At 71.5% G+C, this 15,239-nt stretch carries 16 protein-coding genes; 11 read left to right on the top strand and 5 right to left on the bottom strand.

Annotated elements, in window-relative coordinates; translation table 11 throughout:
• The first annotated feature begins 234 nt into the window (after window positions 1–234).
• The 5 genes from ACZ6NZ_RS27265 to ACZ6NZ_RS27245 all read left to right on the top strand — a co-directional run bounded on the left by ACZ6NZ_RS27265 (window position 235) and on the right by ACZ6NZ_RS27245 (window position 3,791).
• A complete protein-coding gene (locus ACZ6NZ_RS27265) occupies window positions 235–732 on the top strand; it encodes a polyadenylate-specific 3'-exoribonuclease AS (protein ID WP_366609032.1) in 498 nt (165 codons plus the stop codon).
• 77 nt (window positions 733–809) lie between these two features.
• Window positions 810–1,313 carry a pyridoxamine 5'-phosphate oxidase family protein gene (locus tag ACZ6NZ_RS27260; protein ID WP_465860860.1) on the top strand — a complete coding sequence of 168 codons (504 nt, stop codon included), beginning with the start codon at window positions 810–812 and terminating at the stop codon, window positions 1,311–1,313.
• 162 nt (window positions 1,314–1,475) lie between these two features.
• Window positions 1,476–2,504, top strand: a complete 1,029-nt coding sequence (locus tag ACZ6NZ_RS27255) for a 6-phosphofructokinase (RefSeq protein WP_366609031.1) — start codon at window positions 1,476–1,478, stop codon at window positions 2,502–2,504.
• A 71-nt stretch (window positions 2,505–2,575) separates the two neighbouring features.
• Entirely contained in the window at window positions 2,576–3,394 is an 819-nt protein-coding gene (proC, locus tag ACZ6NZ_RS27250) for a pyrroline-5-carboxylate reductase (protein WP_238667415.1), read from the top strand.
• A 46-nt stretch (window positions 3,395–3,440) separates the two neighbouring features.
• Window positions 3,441–3,791 (top strand): DUF2203 domain-containing protein, encoded by a 351-nt coding sequence (locus tag ACZ6NZ_RS27245; protein WP_366608810.1) that lies wholly within the window; start codon window positions 3,441–3,443, stop codon window positions 3,789–3,791.
• Window positions 3,792–3,900: 109 nt separating this feature from the next.
• Here ACZ6NZ_RS27245 and ACZ6NZ_RS27240 read toward each other — a convergent pair whose 3' ends face one another.
• From ACZ6NZ_RS27240 to ACZ6NZ_RS27230, 3 genes are all read right to left on the bottom strand, one after another.
• Entirely contained in the window at window positions 3,901–4,578 is a 678-nt protein-coding gene (locus ACZ6NZ_RS27240) for a class F sortase (protein WP_465860859.1), read from the bottom strand.
• Complete coding sequence (locus ACZ6NZ_RS27235) at window positions 4,575–5,438, bottom strand: DUF4397 domain-containing protein (protein ID WP_465860858.1); 864 nt, start codon at window positions 5,436–5,438, stop codon at window positions 4,575–4,577. Before ACZ6NZ_RS27235 ends, ACZ6NZ_RS27240 begins: the two co-directional genes overlap by 4 nt.
• A 107-nt stretch (window positions 5,439–5,545) precedes the next feature.
• Window positions 5,546–6,217: a class I SAM-dependent methyltransferase gene (locus ACZ6NZ_RS27230; protein ID WP_465860857.1), complete on the bottom strand. Its 672-nt coding sequence runs from the start codon at window positions 6,215–6,217 to the stop codon at window positions 5,546–5,548.
• A 98-nt stretch (window positions 6,218–6,315) separates the two neighbouring features.
• Between ACZ6NZ_RS27230 and ACZ6NZ_RS27225 the strand changes: the two genes are divergently transcribed.
• Both ACZ6NZ_RS27225 and ACZ6NZ_RS27220 read left to right on the top strand, forming a co-directional pair.
• Entirely contained in the window at window positions 6,316–6,864 is a 549-nt protein-coding gene (locus ACZ6NZ_RS27225) for a hypothetical protein (protein WP_465860856.1), read from the top strand.
• A 70-nt stretch (window positions 6,865–6,934) separates the two neighbouring features.
• The gene (locus ACZ6NZ_RS27220) at window positions 6,935–8,536 is read left to right on the top strand and encodes a glycosyltransferase 87 family protein (RefSeq protein WP_465860855.1); all 1,602 of its coding nucleotides are present in this window, start codon (window positions 6,935–6,937) and stop codon (window positions 8,534–8,536) included.
• Between the two features lie 32 nt (window positions 8,537–8,568).
• Here the strand turns inward: ACZ6NZ_RS27220 and ACZ6NZ_RS27215 are convergent, their stop codons facing one another.
• Together ACZ6NZ_RS27215 and ACZ6NZ_RS27210 are read right to left on the bottom strand one after the other, a co-directional pair.
• A complete protein-coding gene (locus tag ACZ6NZ_RS27215) occupies window positions 8,569–9,243 on the bottom strand; it encodes an NADPH-dependent F420 reductase (protein ID WP_465860854.1) in 675 nt (224 codons plus the stop codon).
• A 252-nt stretch (window positions 9,244–9,495) separates the two neighbouring features.
• Entirely contained in the window at window positions 9,496–9,987 is a 492-nt protein-coding gene (locus ACZ6NZ_RS27210) for a glutathione peroxidase (protein WP_465860853.1), read from the bottom strand.
• Window positions 9,988–10,154: 167 nt separating this feature from the next.
• Between ACZ6NZ_RS27210 and ACZ6NZ_RS27205 the strand changes: the two genes are divergently transcribed.
• The 4 genes from ACZ6NZ_RS27205 (at window position 10,155) to ACZ6NZ_RS27190 (ending at window position 15,098) form a co-directional block, all read left to right on the top strand.
• Window positions 10,155–11,780, top strand: a complete 1,626-nt coding sequence (locus ACZ6NZ_RS27205) for a glycosyl hydrolase family 18 protein (protein ID WP_465860852.1) — start codon at window positions 10,155–10,157, stop codon at window positions 11,778–11,780.
• Between the two features lie 183 nt (window positions 11,781–11,963).
• Complete coding sequence (locus ACZ6NZ_RS27200; protein WP_465860851.1) at window positions 11,964–12,476, top strand: nuclear transport factor 2 family protein; 513 nt, start codon at window positions 11,964–11,966, stop codon at window positions 12,474–12,476.
• Window positions 12,477–12,563: 87 nt separating this feature from the next.
• Entirely contained in the window at window positions 12,564–13,970 is a 1,407-nt protein-coding gene (locus ACZ6NZ_RS27195; RefSeq protein WP_091407607.1) for a class II 3-deoxy-7-phosphoheptulonate synthase, read from the top strand.
• A gap of 87 nt (window positions 13,971–14,057) precedes the next feature.
• Window positions 14,058–15,098, top strand: coding sequence for a threonine aldolase family protein (locus tag ACZ6NZ_RS27190; RefSeq protein ID WP_465860850.1), 1,041 nt, complete (start codon window positions 14,058–14,060; stop codon window positions 15,096–15,098).
• Window positions 15,099–15,239 lie beyond the last annotated feature (141 nt).

Raw genomic sequence — 15,239 nt, 5'->3', positions numbered from 1 at the left:
GCTCACCGGGCGAACCTGATGGGCCCCGACAAGGTGAACTGACGCCGATCCGGCGTCCGGTAGCGGTACACATCAGATCATGACGGTCCGGTCGCTTGCTGTACACCCCTCGAAGCACTTCCGTGACCGTCACGGTCCGCGACGCGCCGTACGCGAAGTGTCGCGGCGGTGCGCTCCACCGTCGGACGGGCCCCGCCCGACGCGGCCGGGCGGCGGTGGGCGAGGATGCCCGGAATGGTCTACCGCTACTTCTACGACTGCGAGTTCATCGAGGACGGCACGACCGTCGACCTCGTCTCGATCGGTGTCGTCGACGAGTACGGCCGCGAGTTCTACGCGGTCTCCACCGAGTTCGACGACTCCCGTGCCGTGCCCTGGGTTCGACGCAACGTGCTGGACAAGCTGCCCTCCCCGGCGGACCGGGCCTGGCGCTCGCGTGAGCGCATCCGCGACGACCTGTACGACTTCCTGATGGAGCCGATCCGGGACCGGCCGGGGGAGCAGTTGGAGCTGTGGGCGTGGTTCGCCGCGTACGACCACGTGGTGCTCGCCCAGCTCTGGGGCGCGATGCCGGCGCTGCCCCGGGAGATTCCCCGCTACACCAAGGAGCTGCGGCAGCTCTGGGACGACCGGGGCCGCCCGCCTCTGCCGGACGCGGACGCGGCCCGGCACGACGCGCTGGTCGATGCCCGGCACAATCTGGCCCGCTGGCGGGCGATGACCTCCCGCTGAGGGTGGCCGCGCCGCCGTAGGTTTGACCGGTTCTGTCCCGGGCAACGGTTCGACCAGCCGAGCCGAGGGAGATTGCCATGAGCCACCAGCCGAGCAGCGCGGCGGAGGCACGCGCCCGAGTCACCGGGCTGGCCCGGGCCGCGCGGATCTGCATGCTCACCACGACCGCTCTGGACGGGCGGCAGGTGAGTCGACCGATGGGGCTCCAGGAGGTCGAGTTCGACGGCGAGCTGTGGTTCTTCGCCTACGCCGACTCGGCCAAGGTCCGCCAGCTCCGGGTGAACCCGGAGGTCAACGTCGCCTTCTCCGACCAGAAGAACAACGCGTGGGTGTCGATCTCCGGCACCGCCACCGAGGGGTTCGACCGGGCCCGGGCCGAGCGGCTGTGGAACCCGCTGCTCAAGGCGTGGTTCCCCGACGGGCTGGACACCTCCGGTCTCACGTTGATCAAGGTGCACGCCAGCTCCGCCGAGTACTGGGACTCGCCGAACAGCACGGTGGTGAACCTGCTCGACTACGCCAGGGCCGCGGTCACCGGCCGGCCGCCGAAGGCTGGCGAGAACCACGAGGTGACCTATTGACCGGGGCCGGGTGCCCGGGGCGCGCTGTCGTCGTACCGGCGGGCCGACTACAGTTCGCAGTGACGGCCCGCCCCGGGCCGGCAACGGCGCCGATGGTCTGACCTGACACATACCCTGGGGCATATCGGGCTTTACCTGATGCTCCAGGAGGATGAGCGGATCATGCGTATCGGCGTGCTCACCGGCGGCGGCGACTGCCCGGGTCTCAACGCGGTCATCCGGGCGGTGGTCCGCAAGGGCGTCGCCACTTATGGTCACGAGTTCGTGGGCTTCCGCGACGGCTGGAAGGGCCCGCTGGAGGGTCTGTCCCGCCCGCTGGACATCGCGGACGTTCGCGGCATTCTGCCCCGCGGCGGCACCATCCTCGGCTCGTCCCGGACCAACCCGTTCAAGATCGAGAACGGCGTCGAGCGGATCAAGGACAACCTCGCCGCCCAGGGCGTGGACGCGCTGATCGCGATCGGCGGCGAGGACACCCTCGGCGTGGCCACCAAGCTCTACGAGCTGGGCGTGCAGGTCGTCGGCGTGCCGAAGACGATCGACAACGACCTCGGGGCCACCGACTACACCTTCGGCTTCGACACCGCGGTCAACATCGCGATGGAGGCCATCGACCGGCTGCACACCACGGCGGAGAGCCACCACCGCACCCTGGTCGTCGAGGTGATGGGCCGGCACGCCGGCTGGATCGCCCTGCACGCCGGCCTGGCCGGTGGCGCCAACGTGATCCTGCTGCCCGAGCGTCAGTTCGACGTCGACCAGGTGGCCGGCTACGTCGAGAAGCGCTTCCAGCACCAGTACGCCCCGATCGTCGTGGTCGCCGAGGGCGCCCAGCCGCTCGACGGTCAGATGGTGCTCGCCAACCAGGAGCTCGACTCGTTCGGCCACGTCCGCCTCGGCGGCATCGGCCAGTGGCTCGCCGAGCAGCTGGAGGCCAAGACCGGCAAGGAGGCCCGCACCGTGGTGCTGGGCCACATTCAGCGCGGCGGCACCCCGACCGCCTTCGACCGGGTGCTCGCCACCCGCCTGGGCCTGCAGGCCATCGACGCCGTCAACGACGGCGACTGGGGCAAGATGGTCGCGATGCAGAGCACCGACATCGTCCGGGTGCCCCTCGCCGAGGCCACCCGCGAGCTGAAGACCGTGCCGCTGGAGCGGTACGCCGAGGCCGAGGTCTTCTTCGGCAGCTGATCGATCGTCGGCGGCGCGGCGGGCCTGCGGGTCCGCCGCGCCGCGACCCGATAGAGGGGGTACGGGCCGACATGTCAGCCGGAGTGCACACGGTCGCGGTGATCGGCGCGGGCAAGATCGGTGAGCTGATGCTCTCCGGGTTGCTGCGCTCGGGATGGCCCGTGGACCGACTGCTCGCCACCGCCCGCCGACCCGCTCGCGCGCAGGAGCTGACCGCGCGGTACGGCGTACGAGTGGTCGACAACCTGACCGCGGTGGACGAGGCCGCCGTGCTCGCAGTCTCGGTCAAGCCGCAGGACGCCGCCGCGCTCCTCGACGAGATCGGCCCCAAGGTTCCGGCCGACAAGCTCGTCATCTCGCTCTGCGCCGGTCTGCCCACCAGCTTCTTCAGCCGCCGGTTGCCCGAGGGCACCCCGGTGGTGCGGGTGATGACCAACACCCCGGCGCTGGTGGACGAGGCGATGACCGCGATCTCGGCCGGCGCGCACGCCACCGGCGCGCATCTCACCCTGGCCGAGGAGATGTTCAAGCCGCTCGGCCAGACGATCCGGGTGCCCGAATCGCAGCAGGACGCTGTCACCGCGCTCTCCGGTTCCGGCCCGGCCTACTTCTACCTCCTCGTCGAAGCCATGATCGACGCCGGAATCCTGCTCGGACTGCCCCGTCAGGTGGCGCACGAGTTGATCGTGCAGACCGCGATCGGGTCGGCGGTGATGCTGCGCGACTCCGGCGAGCACCCGGTCAAGCTGCGCGAGGCGGTCACCTCACCGGCCGGCACCACCATCTCCGCGATCCGCGAGCTGGAAAAGCACGGCGTACGCGCGGCGTTGCTCGCCGCGCTGGAGGCCGCCCGGGACCGCGCCCGCGAGTTGGCGGCACAGGCCGACTGAGCGATCGGGTCACGTCGTGAGGCCGTACGTGCCGCATACTGGCCCGGTGTTCACACTTGCCCAGGCCCGGCACCTGGTGGCCACCCTGCAACCGCGCGTCGACGAGTTGATCCGGGTCCGGGCCGACCTGGCCGAATTGCGCGCCGACCTGGCCGACCACGGCATGAGCGCGCTCGGCGGGCTGGCCGAGGTCAAGGCACTGGAAGCTCGGTTGCACGGCGTCGTCGACGAGCTGCACCAGCACGACATCCAGGTCAAGGGCATCGCCCCGGTGCTGCTCGACTTCCCCGGCGAGCGGGCCGGCCGTGCCGTGCTCTGGTGCTGGCTGGAGGGCGACTCCGACGTGCGCTGGTACCACCGGGCCGAGTGTGGCTTCGCCGGCCGCCGCCCCCTCTGAACCCTGCCGCCTCACTCGCTTGATCCACTCGTGTTCATGGAAATCGCGGTATTCGAGCGCGGCGGATGCCCCGACTTCCGTGATTCCGAGTGGATCAAGGCGGGGCGGCTCAGCCCGCCGCGGAGGTCGGCAGGACCGGGTCGGGGGCATCGGTCACCGCGAACACCACCACGTTGTCGACGTAGTGGCCCCGCCGCCGGTCGAAGTCGCCCCCGCAGGTGACCAGGCGCAGCTCCGCACCGGGCGTCGGCCCGTAGACCACCGCTGTCGGAAACTGGTCCTTGCGGGTACGCAGCGACCCGGTCACCCGGAACGGCAACCGCTGCCCGCCGCGCCACACCTCCACCAGGTCGCCGGGCCGTAGCTCGCCGAGCCGGGCGAAGACCGCCGGGCCGCGTCGGGAGTCCAGGTGCCCGGCGAGGACGGCCGGACCGGTGTCGCCCGGGGCCGGACCGCCGCCGTACCAGCCGGCGGTGTGGAAGTCGGTCGGCGGAATCAGCACGCCCGCGCGGTCCAGACCGAGCACGGTGAGCGGTGAGTCGACGTCGATGCGCGGTACGCGTACCCGGGTGGGTGGACCGTCCGGCGTGGGCGCGGCGGCCACCGACGGACAGTCGTCGCCGCAGCCGGGGTGCCAGATCGCCGCCGGTGGTGGCGGGCCGGTGGTGGCCAGCCCGACCCCGGTGCCGGCGGCCAGGCAGACCGCCGCGCCGGCCGCGACCAGCGCGGCCAGCGGTGTCCGGCGCTCACGGTGTCGCCGGATCGACGGGTCCGGCCCGGCGCTCACCAGGTGGTGCGCCGCCGCCGACGCCAGAGCAGCAGGGCCACCGCGCCGGCCGCCGCGGCCAAACCGCCGGCCATCAGGGGGTACGCGTCGAGTCCTGCCCGGGCGGTGCCACCGGCGCCGGTGTCCACCCCGCCGGCCGGGACGACGGTGCCGCCCTCGGCGTCGCGGCGCAGCTCGGCGGTGAGCCCGCCCTGTTTCGCGTCGAGCACCAGCAGCGAGTAGACGGCGCCGCCGGTGAGCCGCACCTCGGCGTCGGTGCTCGGCCCGCCCGCGCCGGTCAGCTTGAGCCGCCAACTGCCCGGCTCGACCTGCTGGTAGTCGGTGGTGGTGGCGAACTGCACCCCGTCGGCGATCATCGGACCGTTGGCGGCGGCCACGTCGAGCACCGGGGTGCGCACCGACGCCTGCACGACCCGCACCTTGGCGCGGCCGTGGGTGGGGGCGCTGAGATCGTCGTTGAGCACCCGCAGGCCGAGGTCCGCGTGCCGGCCGACGCCGGCCACCGTGAAGGCGTCCCCGCTGGTCACCGCGACCTCGGTGGTCAACACCGGGGGGTCGCTGGCGGGGGCGCCCGCCTCGCGCATGGCCACCGCGTACCGGCCCGGCGCGAGTTCGAGGTAGTCGGAGACCACGCCGTAACCGACCCCGGGGAAGACCTGCGGCTTCTCCGCGCCCGGCGCGGCAAGGTAGACGTCCACCGCCGGGGTGTCCGGAGACAGGTGCGCGAGCCGGACGTAACCGACGGTGTCCGCGCCGGCGTTGGCCGGAACCGGAATGGCGGCGGTCGCGAGAGCGGTGCCGAGCAGGAGCGCGCCGGAGCCGGCCAGCAGCCGGCGGGGCACGGTACGAAGCGTGTGCATGTCGCCTCCGGGGGCACGTTCGGTGAGCGGGCGGCAACCCAGGGAAACAGGGTCCCGTGAACAGGACTGCAACGCAAGTTGCCACAGCGATCTTTTTGTTGCTGTCGCTACCGCTCGCGGACGGCGAGGAGGCCGAACAGGTCGGGGACTCCGCCGGGGCCCGCCTCGACGACCCGGACCAGCCGAAGGCCGGCGTCCACTGTCGCGTTCACCAGGTCGGCGAGGGGGACGTGCCAGGCACCCACCCGCACCCGCACGCCGGTGACGTTCCAACTGTCGAAGCTGTGCGACCGGTCGGCGTACCGGGCGTCGACGACGACACGCGGATGGTGACTCCAGTCGGCGAACGCGCCCACGAAACACGGGTGCACACCCACGTGGACGAACCGCCCGCCGGGGCGCAGCACCCGGGCGACCTCGCGCAGCACGGCCGGGTAGTCGGGCAGGTCGGTGCTGGCCAGCACGCACATCGCGGCCGGCAGCGACGCGTCGGCGACCGGCAGGGCGCTTGCGTCACCCCGGACCACCGGCAGCCGCCCTCGCGCGTGCCGCAACTGCCCGCCAGACAGGTCCACGCCCACCGGCGTCCACCCCAGATCCGTCGACACCCGAGCATGCGCACCGGTACCGCAGCAGATGTCGAGGCAGGGACCCTCACCCGCGCCGAGCAGGTCCGCCACCGTCGCGTGCACCCGCCGCAGATAGTCGCCGCCGCCGGAGATGAAGCCCTCGTACCAGTCCGCGTGCGCGTCGTACGCCGGTGTGCTCGTCGTCCCCATTCGCCGAGGCTACGAGTCGGCGTCCGCGCGGGAGACCCGTTCTTCCGACGGCAGAAGTAGGGCGTTTGCGGCCGCTCCGGTGTGGCTACTGAACAACGGTGGTGACGAAGGTCGATGCGGGGGACACCTGGTTCCGACGATCCCGTTGGCGGGTGCTGGCCCGGGTGGCCTGCGCGGGCCTTGTGGTCCTGCCGGCCTTCGCGTTGCTCGGGGTCGCGTTCGGCAACGCCTGGTACCACCCGCTTCCGCACGGGCCGATACTTCTGTGGGCGGCGATCCGCTACCCCGTGCAACTACGACGTCAGGGTGGGCTGCCACTTCGGCTGACCGGTGACTTCCTCGAACTGACTCTGCCTGCCGGCGGGACGGTGCACATCGACTGGGCCGACCTGACCCGAGCCGAGGTACGCGGCCGGATCAGCCCGAGCCTGATCCTCGACATCGCTGATCGGGATCGGACCCGGCCGGTGCTGGACCGCTGGGAATGGGGTCGGGTGGGCGTGTGGAACCGGGCGCGCGGGCGGAACTCGCAGGAGGTCCACCTGTCGGTGGTTGCCGTCACGCCGAACCTCCACCGGCTGCGCGCCGAACTGGCGCACCGGGCGGCCGGCGTCGCGGAAGAGCCGTCGCCCGACCCCATGACCTGACCCCGCCCGAAGCCCCGCGCCGGCCCTGACCGGGCCCACCGGGATGACGGCGGTCGCCTATTCTCGGGCGATGCGGGATCGCCGGGTGGCGCTGGCGTGGGCGGCCTTCGTCGTCGTCGCGCTGGTGTCCTGTGTGCTCGTTCTGCGCCGCCCGGATCGCCTCTCCGACCTGCACATCTACTACGGTGCGCTGTCCGACCTGCAGGCCGGCGAGCCGCTGTACGGGTACGTGGCGGAGAACGGCGGCCCGTTCACCTATCCGCCGTTCGCCGCTCTCGTGCTGTGGCCGATCACCGCCCTCAGCGAGGGCGTGCTCCAGGGGATCTGGCTGGTGGCGACGTGCGCGGCGGTCGTCGCCATCGCCAGGTCGGTGGGTGTCGCGCTGACCACCCGACGGTCCCGACGCCCGCTCGTCGTGGCGCTGGCGGCCACGGTGCTGATGCTCTCCGCGCCGGTGCAGAGCAACCTACGCTTCGGGCAGGTCAGCATCTTCATCGTGTTGATGGCCCTGCTCGACGGGCTGGGCGTCGTCCCACCCCGACTGCGCGGGACGCTGGTCGGGGTGGCCGCGGCGATCAAGCTCACCCCGCTGCTGTTCGTGGTCTACTTCCTGGCCGTCGGGCGCTACCGTGACGCCGGCCGATCGGTGGCCGCGTTCGTGGCCTGCGCGGGGCTCGCCGCGATCGTGCTGCCCCGGGAGAGCTGGTCCTACTGGACCGAGACCGTGCGACAGACCTCCCGCATCGGCAATCTGTCCTCGTTGGGCAATCAGTCCCTGCACGGACTGTTGCTGCGCGTCGGCGTCGACGAGACGGCGCTGCCCCTGCTGTGGGCCGGCATGGTGGCACTGATCTGCGTGGCGGCGCTGCTCCGGGCCCGGCAGTTGACGCGGCAGGGCTGCCCCGGGCACGCCGCAGTGCTCGTCGGCTGCGCCACAGTGGCCGCGTCCCCGGTGTCCTGGACCCACCACCAGGTGTGGCCGGTGCTCGCCGCGATGCTGCTGATCGGCGCGTCCGGCGTCACCCAACGGGTCGCCGGCGCGGCGCTGCTCGCCGCCGTGGTCGTCTCGTTGGGTGCGGTGCTCAGCCCGATCTCGACGCGGCCGGGGGTGCAGTTCCTCTTCGAGAACGCCCGCGCCCTCGGGGTGTGCGTCCTGTGCCTCGTCGGCTTCGGCGGTGTCGCCGTCGCCGCCCGGCGCACGAGCAGACGACCGGCCGCCGGCAGTGCCTGGCTGAGGGTGGGCGTCACGGCAACTGTGGCGGTCGCCTTCTTCGCCGTGCAGCCGCTGCCGGCCGGGGCCGACCCCACCTTCAAGGCGTACAGCCTCGACGACGTGGTCAACCCGCGATACTTCTTCGTCTGCCGGGGTGCGGCCGAATGCGCCGCCTACGCGACCGACGTGCCGGTCACCTTCGGCACCCGCGCCGAGAAGACCAAGGTGCGGGTCAACGGCGTAGTCTCCCCGCAGGTGACCCGCCTGGAGTACTACTCAGCACCGGGTGGAGCACCCCGGGACATTCCGCTGCTGGCCGCGTACCCGGGTCCGCGTACCTTCTCGTTCCGCTCGGCGACGATGGCCCACGGTCGGCTCGTCGCGTACGCCGCGGACGGGCAGCCGATCGCCAGCTACGACGACGAACTCGCCGCCGCCCTCCGCACGGCCACCAGGTAGGCGGTCGCTGGCAGGGCGGCGGCGGGCGCTGCTCAGCGGGTGGCGGCGGCCACGGCGGCGCGCACCTTCGCGGCGTCGCCCGGGGCCGGGTGCTCCCAGTCGGTCGGGCTCGCGGAGTAGAGCGTGCCGTACGCCGGGGTGTCCGGCTGGTAGCGCCACCCCTCGGCCAGCGGGCCGACGTCCACCGCGTCGTAGCCGATCCGGTCCAGGAAGGCGTTCACTTCGGCCTTCGCGGCGGCGTCGTCACCGGCGATCGCGAGGGCGCTGCGGTCGGCCGCGCCGGTCGGCCGGGGGAGCGCGGCCAGGCCCTTGAAGTAGATGTTGTTGAAGACCTTGACCACTCGCGAGTTCGGCAGGTGCCGCTGGAGCAGCTCGCTGCTGGTGGTCTCGCCCGAATCCAGCTCCGGGAAGGTGCCGTCGCGCTGCGGGTAGTAGTTGTTGGTGTCGATGACGACCTTGCCGGACAGCGGTTCGACGGGCACCGCGCGGTACGCCTTCAGCGGCACACTGACCACCACCAGGTCGCCCACCTGTGCGGCGTCCTGCGCCGTGCCGGCGCTGGCGTGCCCGCCCAGGGTCTCCACCAGGTCGGTGAGGGTTTCCGGGCCCCGCGAGTTGCTCAGCACCACGTCGTAGCCGGCGTCGACGGCCAGCCGTGCCACGGTGCCGCCGATGTTGCCACTGCCGATCAGTCCCACAGTTGTCATGCTCGTTCCCAACTTCGTCCACCCACGACGCATTCCCGACCGCACTGGTGGGTTATTCGGATCACCCGCTGCCGGTAGCTACGCGGACTGCTCGCGATCGTCGTCGCCCGGCGAATGCCTGGTCGCGACGCGGGTCCGCCCGCCCAACGTAGCGCTCACGCCGACCGCGGACCGGCTCTCCGAGGACCTGCCACTCTCCGGTGACGAGCGGCCCCACCGTGATCGCGCCATCTCGAAGTCAGGAGGCCCGGCTCAGGGGGTGGGGAGGGTCTTCTCGATGGCTGCCCGCAGGTCGTCGGAGTCGGGCGCGACCGTGGGAGCGAAGCGGGCGGCGACCGAGCCGTCCGGGGCCACCAGGAACTTCTCGAAGTTCCAGCGCACGTCGCCGGTGTGCCCGTCGGCGTCCGGGGTGTTCACGAGCGCGGCGTAGAGCGGGTGCCGGTCGGGGCCGTTGACGTCGACCTTCTCCGTCAGCGGGAAGGTGACCCCGTAGTTGACCTGGCAGAAGTCGCTGATCTCGGCGGCGCTGCCCGGCTCCTGCCCGGCGAACTGGTTGCACGGCACGCCGAGCACCACCAGGCCCCGGTCGGCGTAGGTGTCGGCCAGCTCTTGGAGGCCGGCGTACTGCGGGGTGAGGCCGCAGCGGGAGGCCACGTTGACGACCAGCAATGCCTTGCCGCGGTGGCGGGCGAGGTCGGCGGGGCCGCCGTTGAGGGCGTCGATCGGGGTGTCGAAGACGGTCATGGGCCGAGGCTACGCGCCGGCCGGGCGTCGGGGCGGGGTGGGCGCAGCGTACGCACTCCGTGCACCAGGAGAAATCGAAACATGCACATCTTGACGAACGGATGACGGTGTGAGTACGGTCTCACCATCTCTTTTGGAAAGTTTCCTAACAGTTCGGGAGACGCCTCATGAAAAGATCGCTCCGCCGGGCCCTCTGGGCCGGTGCCGTGGTCGCCGTGACCGTCGCAGCGGTGCCGGTGACCACCGCTTTCGGCGCCGGCACGGTCACCACCACCTTCACCAAGGCGCAGGACTGGGGGACCGGTCACGAGACGAGGGTGACGGTCACCAACGGCTCCAGCGCCACCGTCACCACCTGGCGCATCGAGTTCGACCTGCCGTCGGGCACCACCATCAGCAGCGCGTGGGACGCCGACGTCACCAGCAGTGGCAACCACTACGTCGCGGTCAAGAAGAGCTGGGCCGGCGGCATCGCCCCCGGCGCCTCGTTCAGCTGGGGCTACAACGGCAGCGGCGCCTACAAGGCTCCGCTGAACTGCACCATCAACGGTGCCGCGTGCGGCGGCGGAACGACCCCGCCGACCACCACTCCGCCGACCACCACCCCGCCGACGACGACGCCGCCCACCACCCCTCCGCCCACCACGCCGCCGCCGACCACCAACCCGCCGAACCCGGGCGGTAAGAAGATCGTCGGCTACTTCGCCGAGTGGGGCGTCTACGGGCGCAACTACCACGTCAAGAACATCCAGACCAGCGGCTCGGCCGCCAAGCTGACCCACATCCTGTACGCCTTCGGCAACACCACCGGCGGTCGCTGCTCGATCGGTGACAGCTACGCCGACTACGAGAAGGCGTACACCGCTGCGGAGAGCGTGGACGGCGTCGCCGACACGTGGGACCAGCCGCTGCGCGGCAGCTTCAACCAGCTGCGCAAGCTCAAGCAGCTCAACCCGCACCTGAAGGTGATCTGGTCGTTCGGTGGCTGGACCTGGTCCGGCGGCTTCACCCAGGCGGCGCAGAACCCGGCCGCGTTCGCCGAGAGCTGCTACAACCTGGTCGAGGACCCGCGCTGGGCGGACGTCTTCGACGGCATCGACGTCGACTGGGAGTACCCCAACGCCTGTGGTCTGAGCTGTGACAACAGCGGCCCGAACGCGTTCAAGAACGTGATCAGCGCGTTGCGGTCGAAGTTCGGTTCCAGCGCCCTGGTCACCGCCGCCATCACCGCGGACGGCAGCAACGGCGGCAAGATCGACGCCACCGACTACGCGGGTGCCATCGGCAACCTCAACTGGCTGATGCCGATGACCTACGACTACTTCGGCGCCTTCGCGGCCCAGGGTCCGACGGCACCGCACTCGCCGCTCACCTCGTACACCGGCATCCCGCAGCAGGGCTTCAACTCCGACGCGGCGATCCAGAAGCTCAAGAGCAAGGGCGTCCCGGCCAACAAGCTGCTGCTCGGCATCGGCTTCTACGGTCGAGGCTGGACCGGTGTCACCCAGGCCGCTCCGGGTGGCAGCGCCACCGGCGCGGCGCCGGGCACCTACGAGGCCGGCATCGAGGACTACAAGGTCCTGAAGAACACCTGCCCGGCCACCGGCACGATCGCCGGCACCGCGTACGCCAAGTGCGGTAGCAACTGGTGGAGCTACGACACCCCGTCGACCATCAACGGCAAGATGGCGTACGCGAACAACCAGGGCCTCGGTGGCGCGTTCTTCTGGGAGCTCTCCGGTGACACGAGCAACGGCGAGCTCATCGGCGCCATCAAGGGCGGTCTCGGCTGAGCCGAGGGCCGACGCACCACCCACACGGCGGGAAGGGGCCCGCACCGTCCCTTCCCGCCCGTGACACAGCGGCCCGGCCGACGCCCAGCGCGTCGACCGGGCCGCCGCCGTTGGGCTCGTACAGCCGGATGTGGCAGACTCGCGGCTCGGCACGTCTCGATCTCACCGCCGACGGAGGTGATCATGCGCCCGACACAGAGCAGGCTGGCGGCGACCGCTGCCGGGCTGATGCTGCTGCCGGTGGCCCTGGTCGGCTGCGGGATCGGCGACAAGGACGAGGAGAAGTCGGCCCCCAAGCCGGCCCGGGCCCCCGCCGAGGAGGCCGCCACCCGCTCCCGTGAGCGGGTGCAGGCGTACCTCGACGCGATGACGGCCAAGGACGTCGCCGCCGGCCGCAGCCAGCTCTGCGCTCTGCTGCACGACGGCTTCGACCGTGGTGCCACCGGCCCCAACGGTGACTTCGCCGACCACTTCCAGGTGCCGGAGGCGGCCATCACGGACATCCGGTCCGGTCCGCTCGGGCAGGAGGTCCGCGTCTCGGTCTCGGTCGCGGTCGGCAAGCGCACGGTCGTCCGGCCGTTGGTCTTCACCGTCACCCGCGACGGCAGCGACTGGTGCATCGCCGGGGAGGCGCCGGACGGCACACCGGTCGCCAACCCGACGCCGACCGGTGTGGTCCCCTCGCCCGCGTCCTGACCAGCGCCCGGCAGATTGATCTCCCATCTGCCGGAACCGTCCCCCTCGCCGCCCGGCCACCCCGACCGTCGCCGTACGCTTTCTGTCATGCGCCATGAGTGGCATCAGCTGAGCCATCCCGCGGTGGGCAGCCCGGGCCTGCAGACCAGCCGACCGACGATCGACTCCGCCGAGGACGCCGCGCTGGGTCTGGACCGATGGCGGGAACTGCCCCGCGAGCAGGTCCCGCCGTGGTCCGACCCGGCTGCCGTGGCCGCCGTCTGCAAGGTCCTCGACACAGTGCCGTCGGTCGTCGCGCCCTACGAGGTGGACCAGCTCCGGCAGAAGCTCGCCCTGGTCTGCGAGGGCAAGGCGTTCCTGCTGCAGGGTGGTGACTGCGCCGAGACGTTCGTGGACAACACCGAGAGCCACCTGCTGGCCAACGCCCGCACCCTGCTCCAGATGGCGATCGTGCTCACCTACGGCGCGTCCCTGCCGGTGGTCAAGGTCGCCCGGGTGGCCGGGCAGTACACGAAGCCCCGCTCGCTGCCGACCGACGCCCGCGGCCTGCCCGCGTACCGCGGCGACATGATCAACTCGCTGGAGGCCGACCCGGCCGCCCGGGTCGCCGACCCGCAGCGCATGATCCGCGCGTACGCGAACTCGGCGGCGGCGATGAACATGCTCCGGGCGTACCTCGCCGGCGGGCTCGCCGACCTGCACGCCGTGCACGACTGGAACAAGGGCTTCGTGAAGAACTCCCCGGCGGGGGAGCGTTACGAGGCCATCGCCCGGGAGATCGACCGGGCGCTGGCCTTCATCCGGGCCTGCGGCATGACCGACGACGAGGCGCTGCGCACCGTCACGCTCTACTGCTCCCACGAGGCCCTGGCCCTGGAGTACGACCGCGCGCTCACCCGGGTCTCCGACCGTCGGGCGTACGGGCTCTCCGGGCACTTCCTGTGGATCGGCGAGCGCACCCGGCAGATCAGCGGGGCGCACATCGACTTCATCTCCCGGATCGCCAACCCGATCGGGGTCAAGCTCGGCCCGACCACCTCCCCGGACGAGGCGATCGAGTTGTGCGAGAAGCTCAACCCGGACAACATCCCCGGTCGGCTCACCCTGATCAGTCGGATGGGCAACCACCGGGTACGCGACGCGCTGCCGCCGATCGTCGCCAAGGTCACCGCCGCCGGGGCCAAGGTGGTCTGGCAGTGCGACCCGATGCACGGCAACACGCACGAGTCGTCCAACGGCTACAAGACCCGACACTTCGACCGCATCGTCGACGAGGTGCTCGGCTACTTCGAGGTGCACCGGGGGCTGGACACCCACCCCGGCGGCCTGCACGTCGAGTTGACCGGCGAGGACGTCACCGAGTGCCTCGGTGGCGCCCAGGGGATCGAGGATCTCGACCTGCCCGACCGGTACGAGACCGCCTGCGACCCGCGACTGAACACCCAGCAGTCGTTGGAGTTGGCCTTCCTCGTAGCCGAAATGCTGCGTGGCTGAGCTTGCGAGCCCGCAGCCGGCAGCCGGAGGATGGCCAGGGCCGACGCGAGGAACGAGCGTGCGAGCCAGCAGTCGGTTGTGGAAAGGATGACAGTGCCTGATCTGTTCGTGGACCTGCGGTCCGACACGGTGACCCGACCCACCGCCGGGATGCGGGAGGCGATGGCCGCCGCCGAGGTCGGTGACGACGTCTACGGCGAGGACCCGACCGTCAACGCGCTGGAGACCGAGGTCGCCGCGATGTTCGGGCACGAGGCGGCGCTGTTCGCCCCGAGTGGCTCGATGGCCAACCAGATCGCTCTGCAACTGCTGGTCTCGCCCGGCGAGGAGTTGCTCTGTGACGCCGACGCGCACGTGGTCACGTACGAGATCGGCGCCGCGGCCGCGTACGGCGGGATCTCCTCGCGGACCTGGCCCTCGGTGGGCGCGGACATCGACCCGGAGGTGGTGGCCGGGATGATCCGGCCGGACGGTTACTTCGCCGTCCCCACCCGCGCCATCGCCGTCGAGCAGACCCACAATCGCGGCGGCGGCGGGGTGATTCCGCTGGCGACCCTGCGGGATCTGCGCGGGGTGGCTGACGAGGCGGGCGTCGCGCTGCACTGCGACGGCGCCCGGATCTGGCACGCGCACGTCGCCGACCGGGTGCCGCTGATCGAGTACGGCCGGCTCTTCGACACGCTGTCGGTGTGCCTCTCCAAGGGCCTCGGCGCGCCGGTCGGTTCGCTGCTGGTGGGCAGCGCTGACAAGATCGAACGTGGCCGGCTGATCCGTAAGCGGATGGGCGGGGGGATGCGCCAGGCCGGCATTCTCGCCGCCGCCGGTCGGTACGCGCTGGCGCAGCACATCGACCGGTTGGCCGACGACCATGCGAGGGCGGCCCGGCTCGCCGAGGCGATCGCGCCGTTCGGTGTGCTGGCCACCACCGTCCGTACCAACCTGGTCGCGCTGGACCTCACCAAGCACACCCTGGACGCCCGGGCCCTGGCCGCCGCAGCGCGGGCCGAGGGGGTGCTCATCTCGGTGCTCGGCCCCCGTACCGCCCGCCTGGTCACCCACCTGGGCGTCAGCGACGCGGACATCGACCGCGCCCTGGCAGCCCTACCCCGCATCCTCGCCGCAGCCTGACCCCCACCCCACCCCACCCCACAAACCCCGCCCCTGCGACCCTCTCACCCGGGCCCTCCGACCCCCGGGTGATCATGAAGTTGTTGCCACTCGCATCGGCGTGTCATGGCAATAACTTCATGATCACCCGGGGGGTGGGTG

It is taken from the genome of Micromonospora sp. NPDC047756 (assembly GCF_055587245.1).
This window is presented reverse-complemented; position numbering and strand designations above follow the sequence as displayed.